15 protein-coding genes, 1 other RNA gene and 1 pseudogene are annotated in these 24,148 nt (G+C 71.5%); 11 read left to right on the forward strand and 6 right to left on the reverse strand.

Annotation, left to right across the window (positions count from 1 at the left end; all coding sequences use genetic code 11):
• Window positions 1-145: 145 nt before the first annotated feature.
• Window positions 146-518: a transfer-messenger RNA gene (gene ssrA, locus ABZ914_RS09985) on the forward strand.
• A 66-nt stretch (window positions 519-584) separates the two neighbouring features.
• On the opposite strand, the gene ABZ914_RS09990 is transcribed toward ssrA, so the two are convergent.
• Window positions 585-1,196, reverse strand: a complete 612-nt coding sequence (locus ABZ914_RS09990; RefSeq protein ID WP_500192659.1) for a dihydrofolate reductase family protein — start codon at window positions 1,194-1,196, stop codon at window positions 585-587.
• Window positions 1,197-1,270: 74 nt separating this feature from the next.
• Entirely contained in the window at window positions 1,271-2,113 is an 843-nt protein-coding gene (locus tag ABZ914_RS09995; protein ID WP_500192660.1) for a DUF6597 domain-containing transcriptional factor, read from the reverse strand.
• A gap of 113 nt (window positions 2,114-2,226) precedes the next feature.
• Between ABZ914_RS09995 and ABZ914_RS10000 the strand changes: the two genes are divergently transcribed.
• The 4 genes from ABZ914_RS10000 (at window position 2,227) to ABZ914_RS10015 (ending at window position 7,953) form a co-directional block, all read left to right on the forward strand.
• A complete protein-coding gene (locus ABZ914_RS10000) occupies window positions 2,227-3,732 on the forward strand; it encodes an alpha/beta fold hydrolase (RefSeq protein ID WP_500192661.1) in 1,506 nt (501 codons plus the stop codon).
• A gap of 598 nt (window positions 3,733-4,330) precedes the next feature.
• The gene (locus tag ABZ914_RS10005; protein WP_500192662.1) at window positions 4,331-5,959 is read left to right on the forward strand and encodes a flavin monoamine oxidase family protein; all 1,629 of its coding nucleotides are present in this window, start codon (window positions 4,331-4,333) and stop codon (window positions 5,957-5,959) included.
• Window positions 5,960-6,097: 138 nt separating this feature from the next.
• Entirely contained in the window at window positions 6,098-6,622 is a 525-nt protein-coding gene (locus tag ABZ914_RS10010; protein WP_347256940.1) for a GNAT family N-acetyltransferase, read from the forward strand.
• Between the two features lie 89 nt (window positions 6,623-6,711).
• Entirely contained in the window at window positions 6,712-7,953 is a 1,242-nt protein-coding gene (locus ABZ914_RS10015) for an FxsB family cyclophane-forming radical SAM/SPASM peptide maturase (RefSeq protein ID WP_347256939.1), read from the forward strand.
• Here the strand turns inward: ABZ914_RS10015 and fxsT (ABZ914_RS10020) are convergent.
• A complete protein-coding gene (gene fxsT, locus ABZ914_RS10020; protein ID WP_500192663.1) occupies window positions 7,950-10,499 on the reverse strand; it encodes an FxSxx-COOH system tetratricopeptide repeat protein in 2,550 nt (849 codons plus the stop codon). The genes ABZ914_RS10015 and fxsT (ABZ914_RS10020) overlap by 4 nt on opposite strands.
• A 593-nt stretch (window positions 10,500-11,092) precedes the next feature.
• Here fxsT (ABZ914_RS10020) and ABZ914_RS10025 point away from each other — a divergent pair.
• From ABZ914_RS10025 to fxsT (ABZ914_RS10045), 5 genes are all read left to right on the forward strand, one after another.
• Complete coding sequence (locus tag ABZ914_RS10025) at window positions 11,093-12,751, forward strand: tetratricopeptide repeat protein (RefSeq protein ID WP_500192682.1); 1,659 nt, start codon at window positions 11,093-11,095, stop codon at window positions 12,749-12,751.
• A 390-nt stretch (window positions 12,752-13,141) separates the two neighbouring features.
• A complete protein-coding gene (locus ABZ914_RS10030; protein ID WP_500192664.1) occupies window positions 13,142-14,608 on the forward strand; it encodes an MFS transporter in 1,467 nt (488 codons plus the stop codon).
• Window positions 14,609-14,800: 192 nt separating this feature from the next.
• A complete protein-coding gene (locus tag ABZ914_RS10035; RefSeq protein WP_500192665.1) occupies window positions 14,801-16,273 on the forward strand; it encodes a VMAP-C domain-containing protein in 1,473 nt (490 codons plus the stop codon).
• Between the two features lie 17 nt (window positions 16,274-16,290).
• Window positions 16,291-17,310, forward strand: a complete 1,020-nt coding sequence (locus tag ABZ914_RS10040) for an AAA family ATPase (RefSeq protein WP_190862960.1) — start codon at window positions 16,291-16,293, stop codon at window positions 17,308-17,310.
• Window positions 17,307-21,452 (forward strand): FxSxx-COOH system tetratricopeptide repeat protein, encoded by a 4,146-nt coding sequence (gene fxsT, locus ABZ914_RS10045; protein WP_500192666.1) that lies wholly within the window; start codon window positions 17,307-17,309, stop codon window positions 21,450-21,452. Before ABZ914_RS10040 ends, fxsT (ABZ914_RS10045) begins: the two co-directional genes overlap by 4 nt.
• A 34-nt stretch (window positions 21,453-21,486) precedes the next feature.
• Here the strand turns inward: fxsT (ABZ914_RS10045) and ABZ914_RS10050 are convergent, their stop codons facing one another.
• The 3 genes from ABZ914_RS10050 to ABZ914_RS10060 form a co-directional block, all read right to left on the reverse strand.
• On the reverse strand, window positions 21,487-22,707 hold the full coding sequence (locus tag ABZ914_RS10050; protein WP_500192667.1) for an FxsB family cyclophane-forming radical SAM/SPASM peptide maturase: 1,221 nt from the start codon (window positions 22,705-22,707) through the stop codon (window positions 21,487-21,489).
• Window positions 22,708-22,719: 12 nt separating this feature from the next.
• The gene (locus ABZ914_RS10055; RefSeq protein WP_500192669.1) at window positions 22,720-22,929 is read right to left on the reverse strand and encodes a hypothetical protein; all 210 of its coding nucleotides are present in this window, start codon (window positions 22,927-22,929) and stop codon (window positions 22,720-22,722) included.
• A 771-nt stretch (window positions 22,930-23,700) separates the two neighbouring features.
• Entirely contained in the window at window positions 23,701-23,994 is a 294-nt protein-coding gene (locus ABZ914_RS10060; protein WP_500192670.1) for a hypothetical protein, read from the reverse strand.
• Between ABZ914_RS10060 and ABZ914_RS10065 the strand changes: the two are divergent.
• Window positions 23,969-24,025: pseudogene (locus ABZ914_RS10065) on the forward strand (hypothetical protein); the annotation flags it as partial. The gene ABZ914_RS10060 and the pseudogene ABZ914_RS10065 sit on opposite strands and share 26 nt — an antisense overlap.
• Window positions 24,026-24,148: the final 123 nt, after the last annotated feature.

Raw genomic sequence — 24,148 nt, forward strand, 5'->3', positions numbered from 1 at the left:
CCGGTGGCGCGTGCGAGTCGCGCCACCGGGGTTCCTGCGTTCGGGGGGCCCGCGGGCCGCGGGGAATTACGTTGCCCCCGCAGGCGTTATCCTTGTACCGTCATCGTGCGGACGTCCTGCGGCGGCCGCGTTGACAACTCAACATGGGGGTGACCGGCTTCGACTTCGGTCGTTCGAGCCAGGGGAAGCGGGTCGAGGGTTGCTGTCGTGACCTCGTTAATCCTGTGACAGCAAACCAATAACTGCCAACAAGAAGCAGTCCGAGTTCGCCCTCGCCGCCTGAGCGAGGAGCGAACTCTGTCAGCCCGGTAGCGTCTCCGAACCGGGGTCTGGCATCGTAAGGAGACTCCACCTGCAAGCCCGGTCGCGGGGCCTGTAGGGAAAACCAACAGCGACTGAGTCCGTCGGCGACACGCCTGCGTGAGCGCCGGGACTGAGAAAACGCCAAGCAGGCTGCACCCGGAGAAGCCCTAGCTCTTCACCGAAGGACGCGGGTTCGATTCCCGCCACCTCCACCAGCGAGTACAGAACGGCCCGACCGGGAAACCGGCCGGGCCGTTCTGCTGTGCGCTCTGTGTCCTGGGCTAGCGGCGGACCTTGAACCTCAGGTGCAGGACGCCCTCGCCCTGGATGACCACGTGGGGGTCCTCCAGGAGGTGCTGGCCGTCGATGGCGCCGAAGTAGCGTTTGCCCGAGCCGAACACCACCGGCACCACGTCGATCGCCACCTCGTCCACGAGACCGGCAGCGAGGATCTGGGCGCCCACGTCCCCGGCGTTCACGGCGACGGCCCGGTCCCCGGCGAGGGCGCGGGCCTTGTCGATCGCGGCCTTCACGTCGTCGACGAAGTGGTACGACGCCTCCGGATGCCAGCCCTCGGGCTTCGGCCGGTGGGACACCACGACCACGTGGTCACCCGCGGGCGGCCGTCCCTCCCAGCCGTTCACCAGGTCGAACAGGGTGCGGCCCATCACGATCGTGCCGATCGTCCGCCACGTCGACCGGACGTACTCCGCCGACGCGCTGGAGACCTTGAACGGGCTGCCCGAGCCGGAATGGTCGTACCGCTCGTCGACGCCTCCGACGATCGGGTCGTCGCCGTTGAAGTACCAGTCGTGGAGCGGTCCGACCTCGTCGTTCGCGTCGGCGATGAAGCCGTCGACCGACATCACGTTGTGCATGATCACTGCGCCCACGGGTTCTCCTCCGGTGTCCTCGGGCCTCGCCTCACGATCCTGTCGTCCGGGGGAGCGACCGGGCATGTAAGAAATCAATCGGCGGGCATCGGGCCGTCGTCCGGCGGGAACCCCGGCTCGGCGGGGAACCGGCGCCGCAGGGCCAGGTACTCCGTCGGGGTGTGGCCGGTGAAGTCCTTGAACTCCCTGGTGAAGTGGGCCCGGTCGAAGTAGCCCGCCGCGTGGGCGAGGTCCGACCAGTCGACGGGGCGCGGGGCGTCCACGGACAGGATCAGCCGCGCGAAGCGGTAGATCCGCGCCACCCGCTTCGGGGTGACCCCGACATGGGACTTGAACTGCGCGGCCAGGTGGTTGCCGCTCACCCCGGCGCCGTCGGCCAGCGCGCCGACCGGGACCGCGCCATAGGAGGTCTCCAACCGCAGGCCGGTGTGCCGGACCAGGCCGAGGCCGCGCGGGGGCGCCTCGGCGAGTCGCGACCGCAGTTCCTCCTCCACGACCCGAATCGCCTCCGAGGCCGACGGGACGTCGCCGACCCGGTCGCGGATCCGGTCGATGGACCGTCGCCAGACGGCGTCGGCGGGCACCCACCGGTTCCGCAGTTCGGCCGCCGGCACGCCGATGAACGGCGAGAGCCCCCACGGCTTGAAGTGGACCCCGACCAGACGCACCCGTGCCGGGTACTCGAAGAGGAAACGCCTGGTCCACACGCCCATGAACCATCCGCCGCCGAACAGCGCCGGCGGCACCGAAGGATCGGAGTCCCACAGGCGGGCCGGTTCGCCCAGGTTGACGAACAGGTGCGCCGACGGCATCGGCGGCACGTTCATCCGGCGGTGGCGCGGCACTCCGGTCAGGCAGTAGATGTCGTCGATGAAACTGTCGAGTGGCGGCGCGGGCACCCGCCCGACGTATTCCATGGGCCAAGTCTGTCCCTTCGGCGCCGCGCGCGTCGTCTGGCTCTCAAGTCCGGGGTGCCGGTTCCCCATGGGGGACGATGCGCGGCCGATCGGCCGCCTTCCAGACTCCGAGCATGAAGTCGATCTCGAAGAGGGCGGGAAGCGTGGCGGCCGCCGTCGCCGCCGTCGCCTGCGGTGCCGCGCTCACCGCACCGGCGGGACACGCCGAGAAGCCGGCGCGGGAGCCGGCCGGCTGCGTGCCGGTCTCCGGCGCGGTGTGCGGTTCGGTGCGGGTGCCGCTGGTGCGGGACCGTCCCGGCCTGGGGGACACCACGGTGGCCTACGCCCTGATCAGGCACCGCGACACCTCCCGGCCCGCCAAGGGGACGGTGGCGCTCAACCCCGGAGGTCCGGGGGATTCCGCGATCGCGTCCGCGTCCCAGTACGCCCGGATGTTCGGCGGCCTGCTGCAGGACCACGACCTGCTGCTCGTCGACCCGCGCGGCGTCAACCGCTCCGATCCCGTCCGGTGCGGGGCCCTGGCCTCGCTGCCCGCGACCCGCGACGGCTTCGTGCGGGCGGTCGGTGAATGCGGCCGGACGCTCGGAACCCGCGCCCGCGGCTACACCTCGGCCGAGATCGCCGACGACATCGACGCCATCCGGGCCAATCTGGGCGTCGATCGGCTCGACCTGCTCGGGGAGTCCTACGGCACCTACCTCATGACGGTCTACGCCCAGCGGCATTCCAGGCATGTGCGCTCGATCGTGCTCTCCAGCGCCTACCCGCTCGACTTCGACATGTGGGCGCGCCCCAACGCGCGGGCCGCGCGCCGAACGCTGCGACTGGTGTGCGAGCGCAGTGCGGGCGCCTGCGACGGCGACGAGGTCCTGCGCGACGTCGCGCGGCTCGCCCAGAGGCTGCGGACGCGGCCGATCACCTACACGCTGGGGGAGGAGCAGCGGCGGCTGGACGACACCGCGCTGGCCTCGATCGTCTACGGCCTGGCGGGCTCGGCCCCCGAGGGAATCGGCGGCGTCCCCGCGATGGTCCGCAGGTCCCTCCACGGCGACAACGCGCCGCTGATCGAGGCCGCCCGTCAGGTGGCGCCGCTGAGCGGGTCGGCGCTCCGTCAGGACGAGCAGCAGCTCTTCAACCCCGAGCAGGCCGCGGCGGTGATGTGCAACGACTACCCGACGGCCTGGAACCGCACAGCGCCGGTCGCGGCCAGGCTCCGGCAGTTCTCGTCCGGGCTCGCGGCGATTCCCGAGCGGACGTACTGGCCGTTCGGCAAACGAGCCTGGACCGGCGTGAGCTACAGCTGGGGCAACGCGTGCGTGCGCTGGCCCGACCGGCACGGCCCGGTCCAGCCGACCAGCGGCCCCCTCCCCGACGTCCCGGTGCTGGTGGTGTCGGGCGACCTGGACGCCAACACCCCGACCGAGCAAGGCCGGCAGGCCGCCCGCCGGTTCCCGCGGTCCACGGTCGTAGAGGTGCCCAACGTCGGTCACGTGGCCGAACACGAACCCAGCGGCTGCGCGGCCGCGATCGAGTCCGGTTTCATCCGCCGCCTTCGGGTGGGCGACACCTCCTGCCTGGCCGGCATCCCGCCTGCGCCCGTGGAGCCCCTCCCGCGGTGAACCGTCCGGTCATGCCGGGAACTGAAATCCTCGGGAAGTGCGTCGGGTGTCCTCCTGCCTCAGGACGATGACCGGGATATCGGCACGCCGTACGAAACCGACCTCGAACGCCAGATCGGGGCGACCCGACGAGCCCTCCAGAATCACCAGATCGCACTGGTGCAGTTGGTTCTCTATTTGCGCGCCGATATTGCGGATATGTTGGACCAGGCGAGAAAAAACGTCTTCGGGTGGCGGCGCCGAAGGCGGCAAGATCCACCCGGCCGCGACCAGCCTGATCCCGGTCGCCGTCAGAAGCCTCTGCTGCCTACCTGCGCATGGCGATCGGCGGCTCGGTGCGACGCGGGGAACTCCGTCTCTGAAATCAGATCCAGGTACTGATATGAAACCAACGACGGTCATCGGTTGAGCTGAATGAGGATATGGAAACCCGCGGGGAGGGCGGATCTCCGCGATTTCCGTTCCGTTGCGGTCGGGCCGTTCGCGTGTTCGCGGGGTCAGGACACATGAAGTTCACAGGGGAGCACTCTGCCCGAAACGTTCCAAAATGAAGATCGTCGGCGCATCGACGGACGATCTTCATGTGGGGAGATGCGCCTTGGCACAGATCCAGCGGACGCGGCACGGGCAGACGCGCAGGAGCTTCCTGCGCGCGGTGGGGCTGACCGGCGGTGCCGGCACGATGTTCGCGGCCATGGGGGCGCTCGGCCTCGCACCGGCCGAGGCCACCGCGGCCACGCCGCCCTTCCGGCCCCTCAGCCCCGCCGACTTCCACCTCACCGGGCGCAGCGCCGCCAGCGTCGTCATCCTCGGCGGCGGCATCGCCGGCCTCGTCTCCGCCTACGAACTCGGCAAGGCCGGATACCGCTGCACGATCCTGGAGCCGCGCGACCGGACGGGCGGCCGCAACTTCACGGTGCGCGGCGGCACCGAGCAGACCGACCTGTTCGGCAACAAGCAGGTCGCCCGCTTCGGCGAAGGGCAGTACCTCAACGCGGGTCCCGCGAGGCTCGCCCAGTGGATGGTCACGCTCGACTACTGCAGGGAACTCGGCGTCCCGATCGAGGTGTTCACCAACGTCAACGCCGACGCCTACATCTACAACGAGTCCTCCGGCATGAAGCCCGGGCACCCCATGCGCTACCGGACGGCCAAGGCGGACGTCTACGGTTACGTGAGCGAGCTGCTCGCCAAGGCCACCGGCCGCGGCGCCCTGGACGCCGAGCTGACCGGCGACGACCGCGCCGCGCTGCTGTCGTTCCTGGAGGACTGGGGCCAGATCGGCGGCAAGTCCGACGGCTTCGCCTACAAGGGCGGCACCAACCGCGGCTTCGGCGTCTACCCCGGCGCGGCCGGTCAGCCCGGCACGCCGCTGGGTACCGTTCCCGGCGTCTCCGACGTGTTCGCGTCGGCCGTCGGACGCTACTTCTCCTTCGAGTTCGAGTACGACCAGGCGATGCTGATGTTCCAGCCGGTCGGCGGCATGGACCAGATCCCCAGGGCGCTGACGCGCGCCATCGGCCCCGGCAAGGTCAAGCTGGGCTGCGCCGCCTCCCGTCTCGTGCAGCGGCCGGACGGCGTGACCGTCCACTACACCGACGCCGCGGGCCGCCAGAAGACCCTGGACGCCGACTACTGCGTCGCCGCGATGCCCCCGCACCTGCTGGCCGGGCTCCCGCACAACCTCGGCGACGACGTCCAGGCGGCCCTGCGGGCCATCACCCCCGCCTCCGCCAGCAAGATCGGACTGGAGTACCGCAGCCGGTGGTGGGAGACCGACCACCGCATCTACGGCGGCATCACCGAGACCGACCTCGACCTCACGCATGTCTGGCACCCCTCGCACGGCTTCCATGAGGGGCGGGGTGTCATCGTCGGTTACTACAACTACGACGAGACCGCCGACAAGTACGGCAAGATGACCCCGCGACAGCGCCAGGAACGCGCCGTCACCCTCGGCGAACGCATCTACGGCGCCAAGTACCGGACAGAACTCGCCTCGTCCTTCTCCCAGTCATGGCGCTACATCCCGCACATCGAAGGCGCCTGGCACAACCTCCCCGGCTGGACTCCCGACGCCCCCGTCCTCAAGCCGCTGACCGCGCCCACCGGCCGCGTCCTCTACGCGGGCGACTGGCTCTCCTACATGGACGCCTGGCAGCACGGCGCCATCCTCTCCGCCCGCCAGGCCGTCACCGCCCTCCACACCCGCGCGTTGGCACACTGACCTTCTCGGAACCGCAGAGCGTCGGCCGGGCCCGGCTCGGATGCGTCCCGGCCGGGCTTGCGCCGGTCCCGGCCGCCCTGCCCCGGGTTCCGGGGGGAGGGTAAGGGCGAAGTGCCCGGAGTGGCGTAGATTTCGCGGGTGAGCGTGGAGCTGACGGTGGGCACCCGGGTCCTGCTGCGGCGGGTGCGGGCGGACGACGAGGCCCGGTTCCTCGAACTCGCGGAGGCGAGCGAGGGCCTGCACCGGCCGTGGGTGGCGCTGCCCCGGTCCGCGGCGGAGTTCGCGGCCTACCTCGCGCGGTTCGACCAGGTGACCGCGGTGGGAATGGTGGTCTGCCTGCGCGACGGCGGGGACCTCGCGGGCATGGTGAACATCAACGAGATCGTCCGCGGGTCGTACCAGCGCGGGGTGCTGGGCTACGCGGCGTTCCTGCCGCACGCCGGCCGGGGCTACATGACCGAGGGGGTGGCCCTGGCCGTCCGGTACGCCTTCGAGCGGCTGGGGCTGCACCGGGTGGAGGCCGACATCCAGCCGGGGAACGCGGAGTCCCTGCGGCTGGCCGCGCGCCTCGGCTTCCGCCGGGAGGGGTTCTCGCCCGCGTACATCAAGATCGACGGAACGTGGCGGGACCATGAGCGGTGGGCCTTGACGAACGAGAGTTGATCGCGTTTATTGATCATGTAAGCCCGATATACCAGTACAAAATACAAGCGCAGCGCCGCGTCTTGGTCTCACCTAGGAGGTCGGCAAGCGTGGGCGTCCGCAGGGATGAACCCGGCCAGGAGATCGAGTGGCCGGGCGCTCTGGACGTGCGCGCCCTCCTCGAACGCGGCTGGCGGCCCACCCCGATCCGCGACTTCATCCTCAAGGTGCACAGCAGGTGCAACCTGGCCTGCGACTACTGCTACATGTACGAGATGGCCGACCAGGGCTGGCGCCGCCAGCCCCGGCGGATGTCGCGGCAGGTCGTCGGCTGGGCGGCGGAGCGCATCGCCGAGCACGCCCGGATGAACCTGCTGCCCGAGGTCGAGGTCGTCCTGCACGGCGGCGAACCGCTGCTGGCGGGCGTCGAGCACCTGCGGCACGCCGTCGAGACGATCCGCGCCGCCTGCGAGCCCGACGTGCGCGTCGGGTTCAGCGTGCAGACCAACGGCGTCCTGCTCGACGAGCTGTTCCTCGACCTGTTCGCCGAGCACGGCGTCAGCGTGGGCGTGAGCGTGGACGGCGACGAGGAAGGCCACGACCGGCACCGGCGGCGCGCGAACGGGCGGGGCAGCTACCAGGACGTGCGGACGGGCCTGGAGCGGCTGACCGGCACCCCGTACCGGCACCTGTTCGGCGGCCTGCTCAGCACGATCGAACTGCGCAACGACCCGCTCGCTACCTACGAGGCGCTGCTGGCGTTCGAGCCGCCGGAGATGGACTTCCTGTTGCCCCACGGGAACTGGGACACGCCGCCGCCCGGCCGTCCGCCCGACGAGTCGACGCCGTACGGCGACTGGCTCATCGCCATCTTCGACCGCTGGTACGGGCGCGACGCCGACCAGGTCCGGATCCGGCTGTTCAGCGAGATCATCCGGCTGCTGTTCGGCCGGATGTCCGCCAGCGAGGCCGTGGGCCTGTCCCCGGTGGCCATCGCCGTGGTGGAGACCAACGGCGAGATCGAGCAGGTCGACTCGCTGAAGTCCGCCTACGACGGGGCCGCCGGCACCCGGCTGCACGTGTCCCGCGACCCGTTCGACACCGTGCTGTCGCTGCCGTCCGTCGCCGCGCGGCAGATCGGCCGGCAGGCGCTGTCGGCCCAGTGCCTCGCCTGCGAGGCGCACGAGGTGTGCGGCGCGGGCCTCTACCCGCACCGGTACAAGTCGGGCACCGGTTTCCGGAACCCGTCGGTGTACTGCCGCGACCTGCTGAAGCTGATCACGCACATCCGCGACGTGCTGAGCCGCGACCTGGACGGCTCGCCCGCGCGGCCCGCGGCCGCCGTCGGCTAGATCGGCGGCGGGTCGAAGTCCGCGTCCAGCCGCCGTCCCTCCAGGAAGACCTTGGCGTCGGGGTGCTCCAGCGTGAGCGTCCGGCGGTAGCGCTGCTCCGTGTCGGCGAACAGCGCCTCGGCCTCCTCGTCACGGCCCAGCGTGCGCAGATCGGCGACGGTGTTGGCCGCGGCCGAGAGCGTCACGGGATGGTCCTCGCCCATCAGGGCGCTCAGCCGGCGCAGCGTGCCCGAGCAGAGGCGGTACGCCGACTCGTTCTCGCCCAGCGCGGCCAGGTCGCTGGCCAGGTTGAGGGCGACGGTCAGCGAGTAGTGGTGGTCGCGGCCCAGCTTGAGCTCCAGCCCGGCGAGCGCGTCCTCGTTGGTCTTCCGCGCCGCCTGCGGGTCGCCGGTGACCCGCTGCAGGATGGCCAGGTTCCCCGCGCAGGCGTGGTTGTACGGGTGGTCGGCGCCGTAGACGCGCGGGTAGCGGCGGACGGTGTCCTCGGCGAGGTTCATGGCCTCCTCGAACTTGCCGAGCGTCCGGCGGATGTTCGCCAGGCAGGTCGCCGCCGCCAGCGTGTCGGGATGGTCGATGCCGAAGGCGCGCACGTACCGCTGGTGGATGTCCTCGGCGATCTCCTGAGCGCGCTCGTAGTCGCCCGCGCGCCGCCGCGCGATCGAGAGGTCCTTGCCGGTGCGCAGCGTCCAGGGATGGTCGGGGGTCAACTCCTCGATCCCGAACGCGTAGGCGTCCTCCCCGAGGTCGCACGCCTCGGAGAAGTCCCCGCCGAGCCGCACCGCCCGGGCCAGCCCGGTGTAGATGTTCAGATAGGAGGCGGGGTCGCCAGCCGCCTTCCCCGTTTCGAGTACCTCGAGGTACACCTGCTCAAGAAGGAGACGGGCGTTCGTGTAGTCGCTCTTGAGACCGTGGTCGAGCGCGACGCTGTTCTTGGCGCGCCAGATGCTCCACTCGTCGTCCGGGAATTTCGACTCGAAGCGGCGGAGCACGTCGTCGTCGATCTGATGCGCCTGCTGGAAGTCGCCGCTCGCCCTCAGGTCCGTCGCGCGTCCCCGGAGCGCGCGCAGCGTGGTGTCGTGATCGAGGCCGAGGGCCTTCTCGGCCATGGCGAGAGTCTGCGCCCCGAGCGTGGCGGCTTCCTCGTACAGCCCCAGTTCGCGGGTGATGTTGCACATTTCCACGCGCAGTTTCAGGACGTCCTCGTGGTCGGTCCCGGACGAGGCCGTCCACACTTCGAGGAACGACTCCGCGAACGACTGAGCGGAGGAAACGTCTCCCGAGGCGTACAGGTACGTGATCATCTGGAGGCAGAAGTCGCGGACCGAGGGCTCGGCGCATTCGGCGACGCCCGCCGGCTCCATATGCCCGAGCGCGTTCAGGAACTTGCCCCAGTTGCTCGAGTCGTTCGGATTCGGTGGCGTGTAGGCGGCCAGCAGCAAGTGGACTTCGTGCCGGAGGCGCTCCTGGTCCGCTTCCGAGACCTCGTCCCGGACGAGAGCCTGGATCAGCCGGTGGACCTGGATCGTCCGGGCCGGAATGTCGAGCCTCGCCAGAGCGAAGCGCCCCAGTTCGCCGATGGCCCGGCTCAGCTTGATGGGGTCCCTGATCAGTGTCGTGAGCCCCGGGCTGAGGCCGGGAACGACCTTGCTGAAGCTGTCGCGCGGAATCGGCTCCGGACCGAAGAACGCGCAATAGCGCAGGAGGTCCAGCGCCTCGGGCATCTTCTCTTCCAGGCTGGCGACGGAGAGCGCCCAGGCGGCCGTCATCGACACCGGATACTCGGTCGGTTTGCCCTGGGAGAGCAATTGGCTGGTGTGCTCTTCGAGGAGCTGCAGATACTGCTCCACCTGGATGCCGGTCTCCGCGTGGAGCGCCCCGGCCTGCTCCAAGGCGAGCGGGAGGTCGCCCAATTCCTCCGCGAGCCTGTCGGCGTTCTCCTCGCTGATGCCGCGCGGAACCCGCCTCGTGAGGAACTCGATGCTCTCCTCGCGGGTGAAGACGTCGATCGGGACCGCGTCGACCACGCCCGCCCAGCGGTGGTTCCGCGAGGTGATCAGGACGTGTCCGGGGCCCTGCGGGAGGGTCTCGGTCAGTTCCTCGGGCTCGTCGGCGTTGTCGAAGATCAGCAGCCAGTTGGTATAGGGCTCGCCGCGGCGCAGCGCGTCAAGGACGGCGTTGGCGGCGTCCTCGACGCCGCTCACGGAGGCCGAGGGAAGGCCGAGGGGCTGCGCGAGGCTCGCGAGAGAGGAACGGACCAGGACGGGCTGGTCGGCCGGGATCCACCAGACGAGGTCGTACGCCGATCTGTACCGGTAGGCGTACTCGACCGCCATCTGGGTCTTTCCGACGCCACCGAGACCGTGCAACGCGTGCGGGACCACGGCGGTGACCCTGTTGGCCAGGCCTCCGCGTAGTCGCTCGAGAAGGTCCGTCCGGCCGGTGAAGTTCTTGTTCCTGGGAGGGACCTTGCCCCAGATCTGGGGTACGCGATCCGTGGCGAACGATGAATCCGGCTGTGCGTTGGTCACTCGATCCCCCTGCGCCATGCCGGCGCCCCCACCGGACACACCGCATCACGTCGTGGTCAAGTAATTCCGTCAATGAAGATAGTGTATTGAAGCTGCTCGTACCAGTCTGTGTCAGGTGACACGTTGATCGGGCTCCCTTTTTCGGACGTCGTTATACGGCGTTCACAGGCTGTCCGAATAGAGAGGGGCGCAGGTGGCGCCGCTCTGGTGCCCAGGGCCGCTTTTTGAGACGATGGTCCTGATCACCTTGCGGTGTCCGGGAGAAACGCACTGGCGGGACCTCTGTGGCACCGGTACAGAGGAGGTACGGATGCAGAACCGCTCATTCGGCTTCGCCCGTGAGACCCTCGAGGCCGCCACCGCTTCCGGCTTCTCTCCAGGGATGCGGCGAGTCGGATTGGAGCTGTTGAAGCCGGGTACCGCAAGGGCCGGGTTCGACAACAAGATGTCACGGCGGCCGAGCGGGAAGACGGCGGCGACCAGGGCATAGAGGCGAGGCGACGGCGTCCGTTCTTCGGGGCGTTACCGGGACCATTCGGTCGGCCGTGCGCTACGCTCGGGTGAGCTTGCCGGCACATCTTTCCACGGGTGCCTGCTCATGGGACGGAATGATGATCGCGCAGTCTCCCTTCGGCTCTCCGGGTCCGCATGCGGGCGGGCGCGCGCTCGATGAAACGCATCGGGACCTCTTCCGCGGCAGGACCACGGAGACGCGCGAGGTTCTGCGGAATTGGGAGGAGAACCGGCTCACCGTGCTGCACGGCGGTGCCGGTGTCGGCAAGACCTCGCTGTTGCGCGCGGGCGTCGTCCCGCGGTTGCGGGACCAGGACGCGAATGTGCTGCCCGTCGCGCATGTCGCGTACCGGCCGTCGTTCCCGGTGGCGGCCCTGCCGGAGCACAACCATTTCCGGCTGGCGCTGCTGGCCTCGTGGTACACGCGCGCGTCGCCGGTGCAGATCTCCGAACTGCCGATCGGCGCGTTCCTGCGCAAGCACCGCCGGGTCGACCGGTTCGGGAGGCAGCTCCCCACGCTCGCCGCCATCGACGGGGCGGAAGGTCTCCTGCGGACCTCGTCCCGGCACGAACGGCACCGCCGGGAGCTCCTCGACGACCTGGCGGCCGTCATGAAAGAGGAGCCGGACCTGCACCTGCTCCTGGTCGTCCGCGACGACGCCCTCGACGAGGTCCTCGAACTCGCCGGCCGGCTGGGCCAGGAGTCGCCCGCGACGTGTTCGCTGGAGCCGTTGACGCCCGAGGCGGCGTGCGAGGCGGCGGAGGCGCTGATGCGCGGCGCCGGCCGGAGCGACGGCGACCTCGCCGAGGCGCTGGTGCGGGAACTGCGGACGGTCCGGATGGCGGGCGCCGTCCAGACCACCTCGCGGGTCGAGCCGGTGCTGCTGCAACTCGTCTGCGCGCGCCTGTGGGAGGACCTGCCCGGCGACACCGAGGTCTCCGCGGACCGGTTGCGCGGCGAGGTGAACCGGGTGCTGGGGGAGTTCTGCGCGCACGGTCTCGCCACGATCGCGGCCGACCAGAGCATCCGGGCGGCGAACGTCCTGTCCTGGTTCCGCGGCGTGTTCGGCGGGCCTTGGGGGCGCGCCGGGGTGCCCGAGTCGCGCCTGTACGACGACGTCCCCAAAGCGGTCGTCGACGCGGTGCAGGACCATCACCTCGTCCGGGCGCGCCTGCGCGACGGGGCGCGGTACTTCGAGCTGCAGCATCCCCGGCTGATCGAGCCGATCGGGAAGCTCGGCGGCGGAGCGGTCCCGATCAGGCGCCCGGGACCTTCGATACGACTGCACCAGGCGCGGCTGGCGCTTCTGGACGGCGACGCGGAACTCGCGCGGCGCCATGCGGAGGCGGCCGTCCGCGCCTGCGGCGAAGGCGGCGACATGAAGGTCCTCGCCACCGCGACCACCTTCCTCGGCGACATCGCCTACGAACAGGGGGACGCCCCGACGGCGATAATGCGCTACCGGAAGGCCGCCACGATCTGCGAGGCCATTCCGGACAACGCCGCGGTCGGCTGGCTCCTGGCCGGAATCGGCCGGATCCTGCTGGCGAGCGACGCCGGAGAGGCCGTCCGGCAGCTCCAGGCGGCGGCGAGCCGGCTGCCGCACGAGCTGTCGATCCAGACCGCGCTCGGACAGGCGCTCTGGCGTTCCGGGAGGACGCGCGCCGCCCGCGCGGTCTTCGAGGACGTCCTCGGCCACGACAGCCGCAACCGCGAGGCCCTCATCGCCAAGCGCGCCCTGACCGGCACCGCGTAGGCACAGGGGCCTCCGGCCCTTCGTGGCCTGTGTTCTCCGTGAACAGTCGTGCCCTCGTGTGACGAACGCTGGATTTTGAAGTCCAAGCTCCTGTTCGTCCGGTTTAGTGGCGAAATAGAAGTATGGCGCCCATGGCGTATTCGCTGATCTATTGTCCGCTTCTTGGTGACCGCTCCCCTCTACGGGGACGCATATGTCTGCTGCTAGGATCCGTGCGCGACTGAATCCGGTTGCCGGGAAAGCGGATGAACCGGGTTTCTTTGGCGAGTCCTGGCGAAATTTTATGCTCAGCTTTGACTTTAGCTCGTAATCCTGCTGGGCAATATGATAAGACGTCGGAGCTGCGGAGCGCTCGGACGGTGACCACGGTCGGAGCAAGGAGAGTCAGAGGTGAGCACCGCCCCACCCGAACCGGACGTGCGGGGCGGCGGCGGGGCCGAGGACTCACGGACCGGGGAGTCCGCAGAAGCGCAGGACCGGGTGTGGCGCCGCGATTTCACCTTGCTGATGGGCGGATCGGCGTTCTCGCAACTCGGCACGCTCGGGGCGGCCGCGGCCAATCCTCTGCTGGCGCTCGCGCTGACGGACTCGCCGATCGTCGCCGGCTGGGTCGCGGCCGCGAGCACCCTGCCCGGACTGTTCCTGCACCTGCCCGCCGGGCTGATCGCCGATCGCTGCGACCGGCGCCGGATCATGCTGCGCAGCCAGCTGATCCGGGTGCTGAACTCCATCGTGCTGTTCGTCGGCCTCTTCACCGTCCCCGAGCCCTGGCCGTTCCTCGTCGTGGCCGCGGTGGTGGACGGCTCCTGCGCGGTCTTCTTCCGGATAGCCGAGATGGCGGCCGTCCGGCACGTGGTGCCGGACGGAGAAGCCGAGAACGCGATGGGCAAGAGCGAGGCCCGGCACCATCTGGCCCTGGTCCTCGGCCGGCCGGTCGGCGGACTGCTCTTCTCCTTGGGCCATGCGTTTCCCTATGTGCTCGACGCATTGACGTCCTTCGTCTCCGTTGTTTCCCTTCGCTTTCTGCGAACGAAGCATCTCCAGTCCTTTGAACCAACACGGGGGTCGGGGCTCCGGGGGCCGATGCGGAAGATGACCCCCTATTTCAAGGAAGGATTCGGCTGGATAAGTCGTGACCGCTTCCTCTGCTCGTCGATCGTCGCGTGCGCGGTCGCGAACATCGGCTTCCAGATCATCATTCTGCTGCTCGTCGTCGAGGCCGAGCGGAATCATCTCTCCGGGTCGCTCATCGGCACCCTTCTCGCGACGTCGGGGGTCAGCGGTTTCCTGGGGGCCATGACCGCGCCCGGAATCGTGCGGCGCTTCCGGCCGCAGGCGACGGTCAAGTGGTGCGTGGCGGCCTGGCTGCCGTTCGTGGTGATCGTCGCGATGACGGGCGATCCGGTGATCGGAATGTGCGCCTGGGGGGCCTGCAGTTTCATGGGGGCCTACATCAACGTCGCCCTGGCGGTGCACCAGAGCAAGGCCATTCCGAAAGACGTCCTGGGCCGGGTGGAGGGGGTCCTCCAGTTCCTGACGACGGGCGCCGTGACGCTCGGGGCCTCCGCCAGCGGTTATGTGATCAAGTTCTTCGGGCCCCGTCCGACGGCCTTTCTCGTGGCCGGAACGTTCCTGGGCATCGTCGCCGCCGTCTTATGCCTGGTGCGCAGGCCGAATCCGGCCGGGGAGCCGACCCTCGTGACGCTCCTGTTCTTTATCGCCTTGGTCGCCGTATGGTCGCTTCCGAGGCCGGATTTCCGGTGGCGGAGGCAGCGCGCGAGGTGGGGCGGGCGTGCGGCGGCTGGAACGGCGCTGCCCGTGCACGGCGCGGCGGTGCCGGCGGGCGAGGACGGTTAGCGGCGAGCCCGCCGGGCGGACATCACCTCCGGGCCGTTCGGATTGTGCTGGGTGACGCATTGCGGACGGCCTGTTCCGGCCGCTTCAGAGTTGCCGGAACGGCATCCAACCGACGGGCGCGGCGGAGGTAGGCTTCCGGCATCGGAAACGGCGGGCGTTCTTTTCGGCACCCTTCGGTCGGAGGCGGAGCGTTTGATCACGTCGCTGAACGTCGATGATCAGCATCGGCTCGTCGAGGCGATCCTGCGCATCGACGGGATGAGGGTCCGGCGGGGGCGTGAGGTGCTTCTGGCGGCCCTGGAGCGCGATCTCGGGCACCGGCTCCCCTTCGAGCACCACGACCAGGACCGGCTCGACGTGTGGGCGCTGGTCGACGTCCTGCTCAACTACCCGGGCGCGGCGCACGCGCTGGTGCGGAACCTGGAGCGGTTCTACAAGGGCAGCCTCTCCGTGGCGGCGCTGCGCGACCTCGTCCGCGAGCTGATCCCGGAACCGTGGCTCGGCCAGGACGCGCGGCGGGAGCTGCACCAGCTGATCACCTCGCTGGAGCAGTTCGACCCGGGGCTGACCCATCTGAGCCGGTTCCCCATGCTGTACCGGCGGGCCGTCGGACCCGCGTGGCCGCTGCTGGACCGGGAGATGCGCAGCCTCCACGACGTCGTCGCCCTGTTAGAGGAGATCCCCGCAGGACGCGACGGGGTGCCGCCGCTGCTGATCTTCGCCGACGACCTGGCCCGGTACGCCGCCCAGCCGACGGCGCCCGCCATCCGCGACTGGGTGCGCAGGCAGGCGGTGTTCCAGGGCGTCGACGACGCGCTGTTCCAGCGGCAGAACGCCGAGGTCGAGACGCGGGCGCGGGCCGAGCCGTCCGAGACCTACCTGATCATCGCGTGCACGCCGGACGCGCTGGAGCCGGACCGCTACCTCGTCACGGCGTGGCTGCAGGTGGACCGCGAACCCGGCAGCACCCTGCAGTGCAGCGACGAGGCGCTGCCGCTCAGCCGGATCCCCGAGCTGCTGGAGCGGCTGCTGACGGCGGAGAGCTCGGTGGTCGGCCGGCCCACGCCCGACCTCACCGTCGAGTTCGTGCTGCCGCGCCCGCTGCTCGGCCACCCGGTCGAGGACTCCAAGATCAAGATCGCGGGGTTCGAGCACCGCATCGGGATCAAGTACCCGGTGGTCGTGCGCAGCCTCGACCGGATGCGGCTGGCCGCCGTCCACCACGACTGGCGGCGCAAGTGGACGGTGCTGCGCGGCAACTCGGTCGACGCGCCCGTCTGCCTGGTCACCCGGCGCGGCGAGTACGACCAGGAGGAGCTGTTCTCCAAGCTGTCGGAGTCCCCGGCCGTCCTCGCGCTGGCGTTCCCGCCGTGGGCGGCGAGCGACGAGCCGGACGAGCACTGGGTCGGGCTGCTGTCCGGGACCCCGGTGATCGCCTGGTGCCGGGACGGCCGCGACCCGGCCCGGTTCGCCCGCGAGGTCAAGGACCTGCTGGCCGCCGATCTGATGAAGCTGCCCCGGCGGGCGATGGAGCTGCGCCGCCAGGCGCTGTCCGCCGGAGCCGAGGAGGCGGGAACGGGCCATCTCGGCCTCCACCTGACGCTGGTGTTCGACGACGCCGACCGCATTCCCGAGCCGTACGTCCGGCTCCGACCCCCCGCATAGCACCGGAAGGCCCCGCCATGACGACAGGACCGGAATCCAGCGACCCGCTCGGGGACTGGCGCATCTACCGCGGCGACGGCCTGCCGCACGATCGCGCGCGCCGGTTGCCGCCGCCCCCGCCGTGGCGCCGGTTCAGCCCGGAGGACGCGGTCCGGGGGCGCGGGCGGCGGGAGCAGCAGGCGATCTCGTACCGGCCCGACGAGTCGGTGATCGACAAGGTGAACGCGGCGGTGCTGCTGCGGCGCCCCCTGCTGGTGACGGGCAAGCCCGGGTCGGGGAAGTCGACCCTGGCCTACAACGTCGCGTACGAGCTCGGTCTCGGCTCGGTCCTGTACTGGTCGATCACCAGCAACACCACGCTGGAGTCCGGGCTGTACCACTACGACGCCATCGGGCGGCTGCACGAGGCGAGCCTGCGCGGTGTGGGCGGACGCACCGACACGGCCGATCCGCCCGACATCGGCCGGTACATTCGCCTCGGTCCGCTCGGCACCGCGCTGCTGCCCGGCGACGCCCCCCGCGTCCTGCTCATCGACGAGCTCGACAAGAGCAACATCGACCTGCCGAACGACCTGCTCAACGTGTTCGAGGAGGGCCGGTTCCCCATCCCCGAGCTGCAGCGGCTGCCCGAGGAGCAGGCCCGGATCCACGTGATGACCGAGGACGGCGGCCCGCGCGTGCCGATCGAGCACGGCGAGGTGCAGTGCGCGAGCTTCCCGATCGTGATCATCACGAGCAACGGGGAACGGGAGTTCCCGCCCGCGTTCCTGCGCCGCTGCGTCCGGCTGGTGATCGAGCCGCCCGGCCGGGACCGGCTCGCGGAGATCATCGAGGCGCATCTCGGCGCGGACGCCAGGGCGGAGAGCGAGGAGCTCATCGAGCGGTTCCTCGCGCGCCGCGCCGACGGCGCCCTCGCCACCGACCAGCTGCTGAACGCCGTCTACCTCGCGACGTCCGGCAGCAGGCCGCCGGACGGCAGGCTGGACGAGATCCTCGACGCGGTGCTCCGCCCGATCGAGATGCCCGGCGCGGGATGATCGGCCGGCTCGTCGAGGCGCTGCGCGCGCTCGACCCGCCGCCGACGGCGGAGGAGATCGCCGACGCGCTCTGGCTCGCCGCCTGGTTCCGGACGCACGAGGGCCCGGCCCATCACGTCCCGGCCGGTGCCGCCGGGCCGGACGGCGGCACCGCCGGTCCGCCGCCGTCGCGGCGTCCGAGCGAGCCGTCCACGCCGTCCCCGCCGGAGCCACCGCCGCCGCGCCCCGCGGAGGCCGGCCTGTACATGGCGGGACAGGAGGTTCCGGCGGCGTCGTTCCCCGTCCGCATGCCCGCGGTGCCGGCCATCTCCCGGACGCTGCCGCTGGCGCGGGCGCTGCGCCCGCTGCGCGCGACCGTCCCGTCGCTGACCCGCGAGATCCTCGACGAGACCGCGACCGCGCAGCGGATCGCCGAGACCGGCGTGTGCGAGCCCGTCATGGTCCCGGCGCGGGACCGCCGGCACGACCTGGCCCTCGTCGCGGACGTCGGGCCGTCCATGGTGGTGTGGCGGCAGACCATCGAGGAGTTGCGGGCGCTGCTGCAGCAGCTCGGCGCGTTCCGCGACCTGCGGACCTGGTACCTGGACACGGGCGGCGAGCGGCTGTCGCTGCGCACCGGATCGGCGTTCGGGGTCAGCGCCGACCGCGACCCCGACGAACTCGTCGACCCGAGCCACCGGCGCGTCATCCTGGTCGTCAGCGACTGCATCGGCGCGGCGTGGCGGGACGGGCGCGCCGCCGCGCTGCTCGGCCGCTGGGGCCGGACGGGCACCGTCGCGATCGCGCAGCCGCTGCCGCAGCGGCTGTGGTGGCGGACCCCCGCGGCCATCGAGCCGGTGCGGTTCGGAGCGTCCGGGCCCGCCCTCCCCAACGAGCGGCTCACCGTGACGCGGGCGCCGCTCCAGCCCTCGGACGGCCGCCCGCTCGGCGTCCCGGTCCCGGTGGTCGAGCTGAACGAGCGCTGGCTGCGGTCGTGGGCGAACATGGTCGCGCACGGCGGACGGGACATCATGGGCGCCGCGCTGTTCACCGGCCGGCCCGTGGCCGACGCGCCGCCGCCCGACGGCGAGCCGATGTCGGCGGAGACCCGCGTCAAGCAGTTCCGGGCGTCGTCGTCGCCGGCGGCGTTCAAGCTCGCCACCTACCTGGCGGCCGCGCCGCTGCGGCTGCCCGTCATGCGCCTCGTCCAGCAGGCGATGCTCCCGTCCTCCTCGTCCTCCGTCCTCGCCGAGGTCTTCCTCAGCGGGCTGCTGCGGATGGTCGGCCGCCCGGCGGACGGCGGCGAGGAGGAGATCGCCTACGAGTTCCACGACGGCGTCCGGGAGATCCTGCTGCAGGGGATGCGCAGGCGCGAGGTCCAGCAGGTGCTGCGCGCCGTGTGGGACGTCGTCCGCGAGCGCATCGGCTCGTCGCTGGACTTCCCGGCACTGCTCGCGGCGGTGGGCCGCGGCGAGGTGCGACTTCCGCCGGACCTGCCGTTCGCGCAGGTGGCGGCGCAGGCGCTGGCCGGCCTCGGCGGCCAGTACCGGGAGGTGGCGCGGCAACTGGCGACCGGTGCGGTGGCCGGTGCGGGCGGCACCGGGGGCGGGGCGGGCGACGAGGCGGCGGACGGGCCCCCGGCCGCGGGCGGGCCGGAGGGCCCCGCGCCCGCGCCCGCGGTCCGCAGCGGCCTGCCCGCCCGCAATCCCGACTTCACCGGACGGGACCGGCTCCTCACCGCGATCCGGGCGGCGCTGCAGGACGGGATGGCGGCGCTCCTGCCGGAGTCGGAGTTCGGCATGGGCGGGGAGGGGAAGTCCAACCTCGCGGTCGAGTACGCCTACCGCCACGCCGGCGACTACGACCTGGTCTGGTGGATTCCGGCCGAGCAGACGACCTCGGCACGCGCGGCCCTCGCCGTGCTGGCCCGCCAGCTCGGCATGCCGATGAGCGACGACATCAAGGACACCGTGGACGGCGTCCTGCGCGCGCTGCGCGACGGCCGCCCGTATGGCCGCTGGCTGCTCATCTACGACAACGCGCAGGATCCGGACCAGGTCGTCCGGCTGACCCCCCTTTCGGTCGACGGGGGCGGAAAAGGGCTGGGGCCCGGACGGCACGTCCTGGTGACGTCCCGCGACCGCGGCTGGGAACGGCACGCGTCGGTCGTCGACGTCGGCGTCTTCGAGCGGAGCGAGAGCATCGCGCTGCTCCGCCGCCTGGTGCCGGAGCTGTCGGAGGCCGAGGCCGACCTGCTGTCGGAACGCGTCGGGGACCTCCCGCTCGCGGTCGGCCAGGCGGCCGCGTGGCAGGCCGTCACCGGAGGCACCGTCGAGGAGTACCTCCGGCTGTTCGACCGCCGCCTGACCGAGTTCAACGGGAACGGCGGGTCCGAGGAGCTCCCCGGGCCGCTGGCAGCGGGCGTGAGCCTCAACCTCGACCTCCTCCGCGAGGAGAACCCCGTCGCGGGCCTGCTGCTGGAGCTGTGGGCCGTCTTCGACCCGGAACCGGTGCCCTGCGGGCTGCTGACCGCCGGGCGCTCGGCGGAGCTGCCCGCCGAGCTGACCGCGCTGCTCGCCGACGAGGCCCGGCTGCGCGGCGCGATGCGCGACATCTCCCGCTTCTCCCTCGCCCGCTTCGACGAGGAGGCGGGCAGCCTCCAGGTCCACCGGCTCGTCCGGGCGATCCTCGATGACCGCCTCGGCGACGACGGCCGCCGCCGCGTCCGGGCGCAGGTGCACGCGATCCTCGCCGCGGCGACGCCCGGCGCGAAGCCGGAGGAGGAATCCACCTGGGAGATCCGCTCCGAGATCACCCCGCACGTCGTCCCCTCCGGGGTCTTCGAGGCGGACGATCCCGGGATCCGCTACGTGGGCATCGACCAGGCCAAGTTCCTCTACCAGTCGGGGGAGTACGAGGGGAGCCGGCGGCTGGCGGAGATCGCGCTGCACCGGTGGCGCGACCGGTACGGGCCCGACGACGACGACGTCCTGGACATCTCCCGCGTCCTGGCGAACGCCCTGCGCGGCCTCGGCGACAACCGGGCGGCCGCCGACCTCAGCGAGGACAACCTCGCCCGGACGCGCCGCAAGTACGGCGCCGACAATCTCCAGACCCTGTTCGCCGCGAACGGCTTCGGCGCGGACCTGCGGTTCCTCGGCGAGTTCCGCAGGGCGCACGAGATCGACCTGGACGCCTGGCGGCGCCTGCGCCGGATCCACGGGGACGCCGATACCGACACCCGGCTCGCGGCCAGCAACCTCGCCATCGACCTGCGGATCCTGGGCGAGTTCCAGCGGGCGCACGAGATCGACCGGGAGGTGTGGAGCGGCGAGGGCCAGGCGTACCGGCAGCGGTTCCGCGCCACCCACAACCTCGCGCGCGACCTGCACGCGCTGGGAAGGTACGGCGATGCGTACCGGATCCAGGCGGAGAGCCTGGCCAATCTCCGGCCCGTCCTCGCACCGGGCCATGCGCACGTCCTGCAGGCGAAGATGAGCCACGCGGGGACGCTGCGGAAGCTCGGGCGGTCGGTGGAGGCGCACCGGCTGGCCACCGAGACGTTCGCCGCCCACGTCCGGCGGTTCGGCGAGGAGCATCCGAACACGCTCGCGAGCCGGGTCTGCCTGGCGCTCGCCACCTGCGCGATCGGGCGTCCGGAGGAGGCGCTGCCGCTCATCGACCGGGCGCTGGACGGCTACCGCCGGGTGATGGGGGACGGGCATCCCTTCGTCCAGGTCTGCGCGATCGACCGCGGCGTCGTGCTGCGGCGGCTGGCGGAGGTGTACGCGGCTCAGGAGACGGACCAGGCGGCGCTGGCGGACCTCGAGGCGGGGGTCCTCGGCCCGAACCACTACTACGCGTTCTGCGCCACCGTCGGCCTCGCCAACGACTACTACCTGCTCGGTGAGCTGGAGGCCGCGGCCCGGCTGCTGTCCGGCGTCCAGGAGAAGATGATCGGCTGCCTCGGCGAGCGGCACCCCTACTCGCTTGCCGTCGAGCTGAACCTGGCGCGCGCTCGCGCCGCCATGGGCGCAGAGGGGGGCGCCACCGGTCCGGCGCTGGCCGCGCTGAGGCAGGTGCTGGGCGCGGATCATCCCGATGTGTGGGCGGCGGAGCGGGGCGAACCCCTCGAATGCGACATCGAACCCACCGCGCTGTGAGCGCCCTGCGAGCCCTGCCGCGAGCCCGCCCGGGTCAGCGGCCGGGCGCGGCCGTCGCGAGGGCCAGGTCGTGCTGGACGGTACGTCCGATGTGGCTGATCAACGCCATCAGGTCGGGGCAGTACACCGACGGGTTCAGGTAGCCCTCGCCCTCCCGGTACCGGTGCGCGTAGGCGCCGCCGCCGCAGATGTCGCGCACCGCGCACGTCCTGCACGTCTGGGACAGGGCGGCCACGCCGATCTGGCGGGCGACGACGCCGGGGTGCGTCAGCGCGTCGTCGAAACTGTTCCCGAACACCGTGAGACCCGTCTCCGGCGCACCGGCGTACGCGGCCTTCAACGTGTCGACCTGCTGCAACGTCCCGTCGGTGTCGACGACGACCATCGCGACCGGCGACAGGCCGATGTTCTCGCTGCGGCTCTGCCCGCCGAGCAGCAGGTTGAGGATCTCCTCGAACAGCCGGACGCCCGTCTCCTTGTGCGGCGCGTGGTACCAGCGGTCGAAGATCGGGACGAGCCAGTCCGCGTAGGGGGTGCCTTGGCCGTCGGCGGGACGGCGCGGCGGCGGGGCGCTCCAGGTCCCGTGCGGAAGGAGGAAGTCGATGCGCGGCGGCCGTGTCTCGAGAAGGGCCTCGTAGGTCCGGATCGGGTCGTTGTCGAGGTCGACCGTGCAGAGCAGCCCCCGGTAGAGCCGCCGGTGCGAGGCGGCGAGCCGGTTCAGCCCGCGCATCACGTCGGCGTGGCTTCCCCGCCCGTCGGCGCGGCGCCGATGCCGGTCGTGCCCCTCGCGGTCGCCGTCGAGGCTGACGGCCACGCCCACGTCGTTGTCGTCGAGCATGGCGAGCATCTCGTCGGTGAGCAGCACGCCGTTCGTCTGCATGGTCACTTCGAGGTCGCAGGACGCGGGCAGCGCGGCGCGGAACCGGTCCACGGCCGCGGCGATCGCCGGCCTTCCCGCGAGCAGCGGCTCGCCTCCGTGCAGGACGACCGACACGTCCGTCAGGGCGTGCTCCCGGACGTGCTCGCCCAGCCGTGCCGCCGTCTTCGCGATGACGTCCGGGGCCATGGCGCGCGGGCGGGACCGCCACGTCTGGTCCGCGCCCTCGTAGACGTAGCAGTAGTCACACGCCAGGTTGCAGCGACCGTGGATCTTGAGGACGACCTCGGAGAACGGGACGGGACGCCATCCTCCGCCGATCAGCCGCGCGACGTCGAGGCCGCTGGACGGCCATTCGGGGGACACCGCCGCGCACATCGGAGGCGATCGTCACAAGAGGCGGTTGTCGAAGCCCGCGGAGATCCGGGCGGCTTCGCGGCGCTCGGTGCCGGCGCGGCGGACGGCCTCGCCGAAGACCGTGCCCTGCGCCGCCGCGGGGCGGGCGAGGGCGGCGTCGAGGGCGGCGCGGTCGGGGCGGACCCAGGCGAAGGCAATCGCGCCATCGACGGACTGCGATGTGCTGCCATGAGTACCCGGCACGGCCGTCCCCCTCGTGTCCCGCGAAATCGGAAAGGCGTCGCTTCCTCTGTGGGCCCAAAGGCACCAGCCTAAGCCCGCGGCTCAGGCGGACGGCACCTCCGCGACGAGACGATCATAGAGCGGGGCGCCCCCGGAAGGCGGTGATCGGGACAAGACGCGCCGGTGATTTTCCCGGTGGTCTTGCCGGTCTCGAGGGCGGTCGAGGACGCTGAGGGGGTGGAAGGGAGGGCTCGTGGGCGACGCGGCGCGGACGGGTGGGTGGCGGCCCGGGGGGTTGTCCTCGTTCCTGGTGTGCGACATCGCCGGGTTCAGTTCGGCCGAGCGGGACGATCCGGTGCGGGTGCGGGTGCGGAGGTCGATGTACGAGGGGCTCGACCGGAGCCTCGCGGACGGCGCCGGGGTGCGGCTGGACGACTGCTACCACGAGGACCGCGGCGACGGGGTGATGGTCGTCCTTCCGGCGGAGGTCGGGGCGGAGCGGCTGCTGACGACGGTGGTGGACCGGCTGCGCGCGGAGGTGCGGCACCACAACCGGGCGGCGAGCGAGGCGGCGCAGATGCGGCTGCGGGTGGCCGTCAACGTGGGGGAGGCGCGGGCGGACGAGCGCGGTGTGGTGGGGACGGAGCTGACGCACACGTTCCGGCTGCTGGACGCCGCGCCGCTGAAGGAGGCGGTGGCCGCCGCGGAGACGGCGATCGCGGTGATCGTGTCGCGGCGGGTGTACGACGACGTGGTGCGGCACGGGCGGGGGCTCGTCGACCCGGACGACTACTACCGGGTCGAGGTCGAGGTGAAGGAGACCGAGGGCGAGGCCTGGATCATGGTGCCGGGGATGCGGCCCGGCCCGGCGGCGGGCGGCGCTCCGGCGCCGCGCAGCGGGCCGGTCGCGTTGCGCGAGGACGGCCCGGGGGAGGACGACCGGATCGATGACGGCGGGGGCTTCGCGCCGCCCGCGGAGGTTCCGGTGCCGGTGCTCTTCCAGATGGTGGACGATCTGCTCGGCATCCCGCAGATGCGGAACGAGCGGGGCCGCGAGCGGCTGGTCGGGGCGCTGTCGCCGGTCATCGCGGGCGTCATCCCGCGGTCGCCGGAGGCGAAGGCGGACCTGTTCGCGATCCTGCAGACGTGCCTCGACTATCCCGGCGGGGGGGGGCGGTTTCTGGGGTGCCGGCGGGGGTGGGGGGGGTGGTGGTTGGGGGGGGGGGGTGGGGGGGGGGGT

The organism is Spirillospora sp. NPDC046719 (assembly GCF_040645715.1).
Lineage (GTDB): Bacteria > Actinomycetota > Actinomycetes > Streptosporangiales > Streptosporangiaceae > Spirillospora.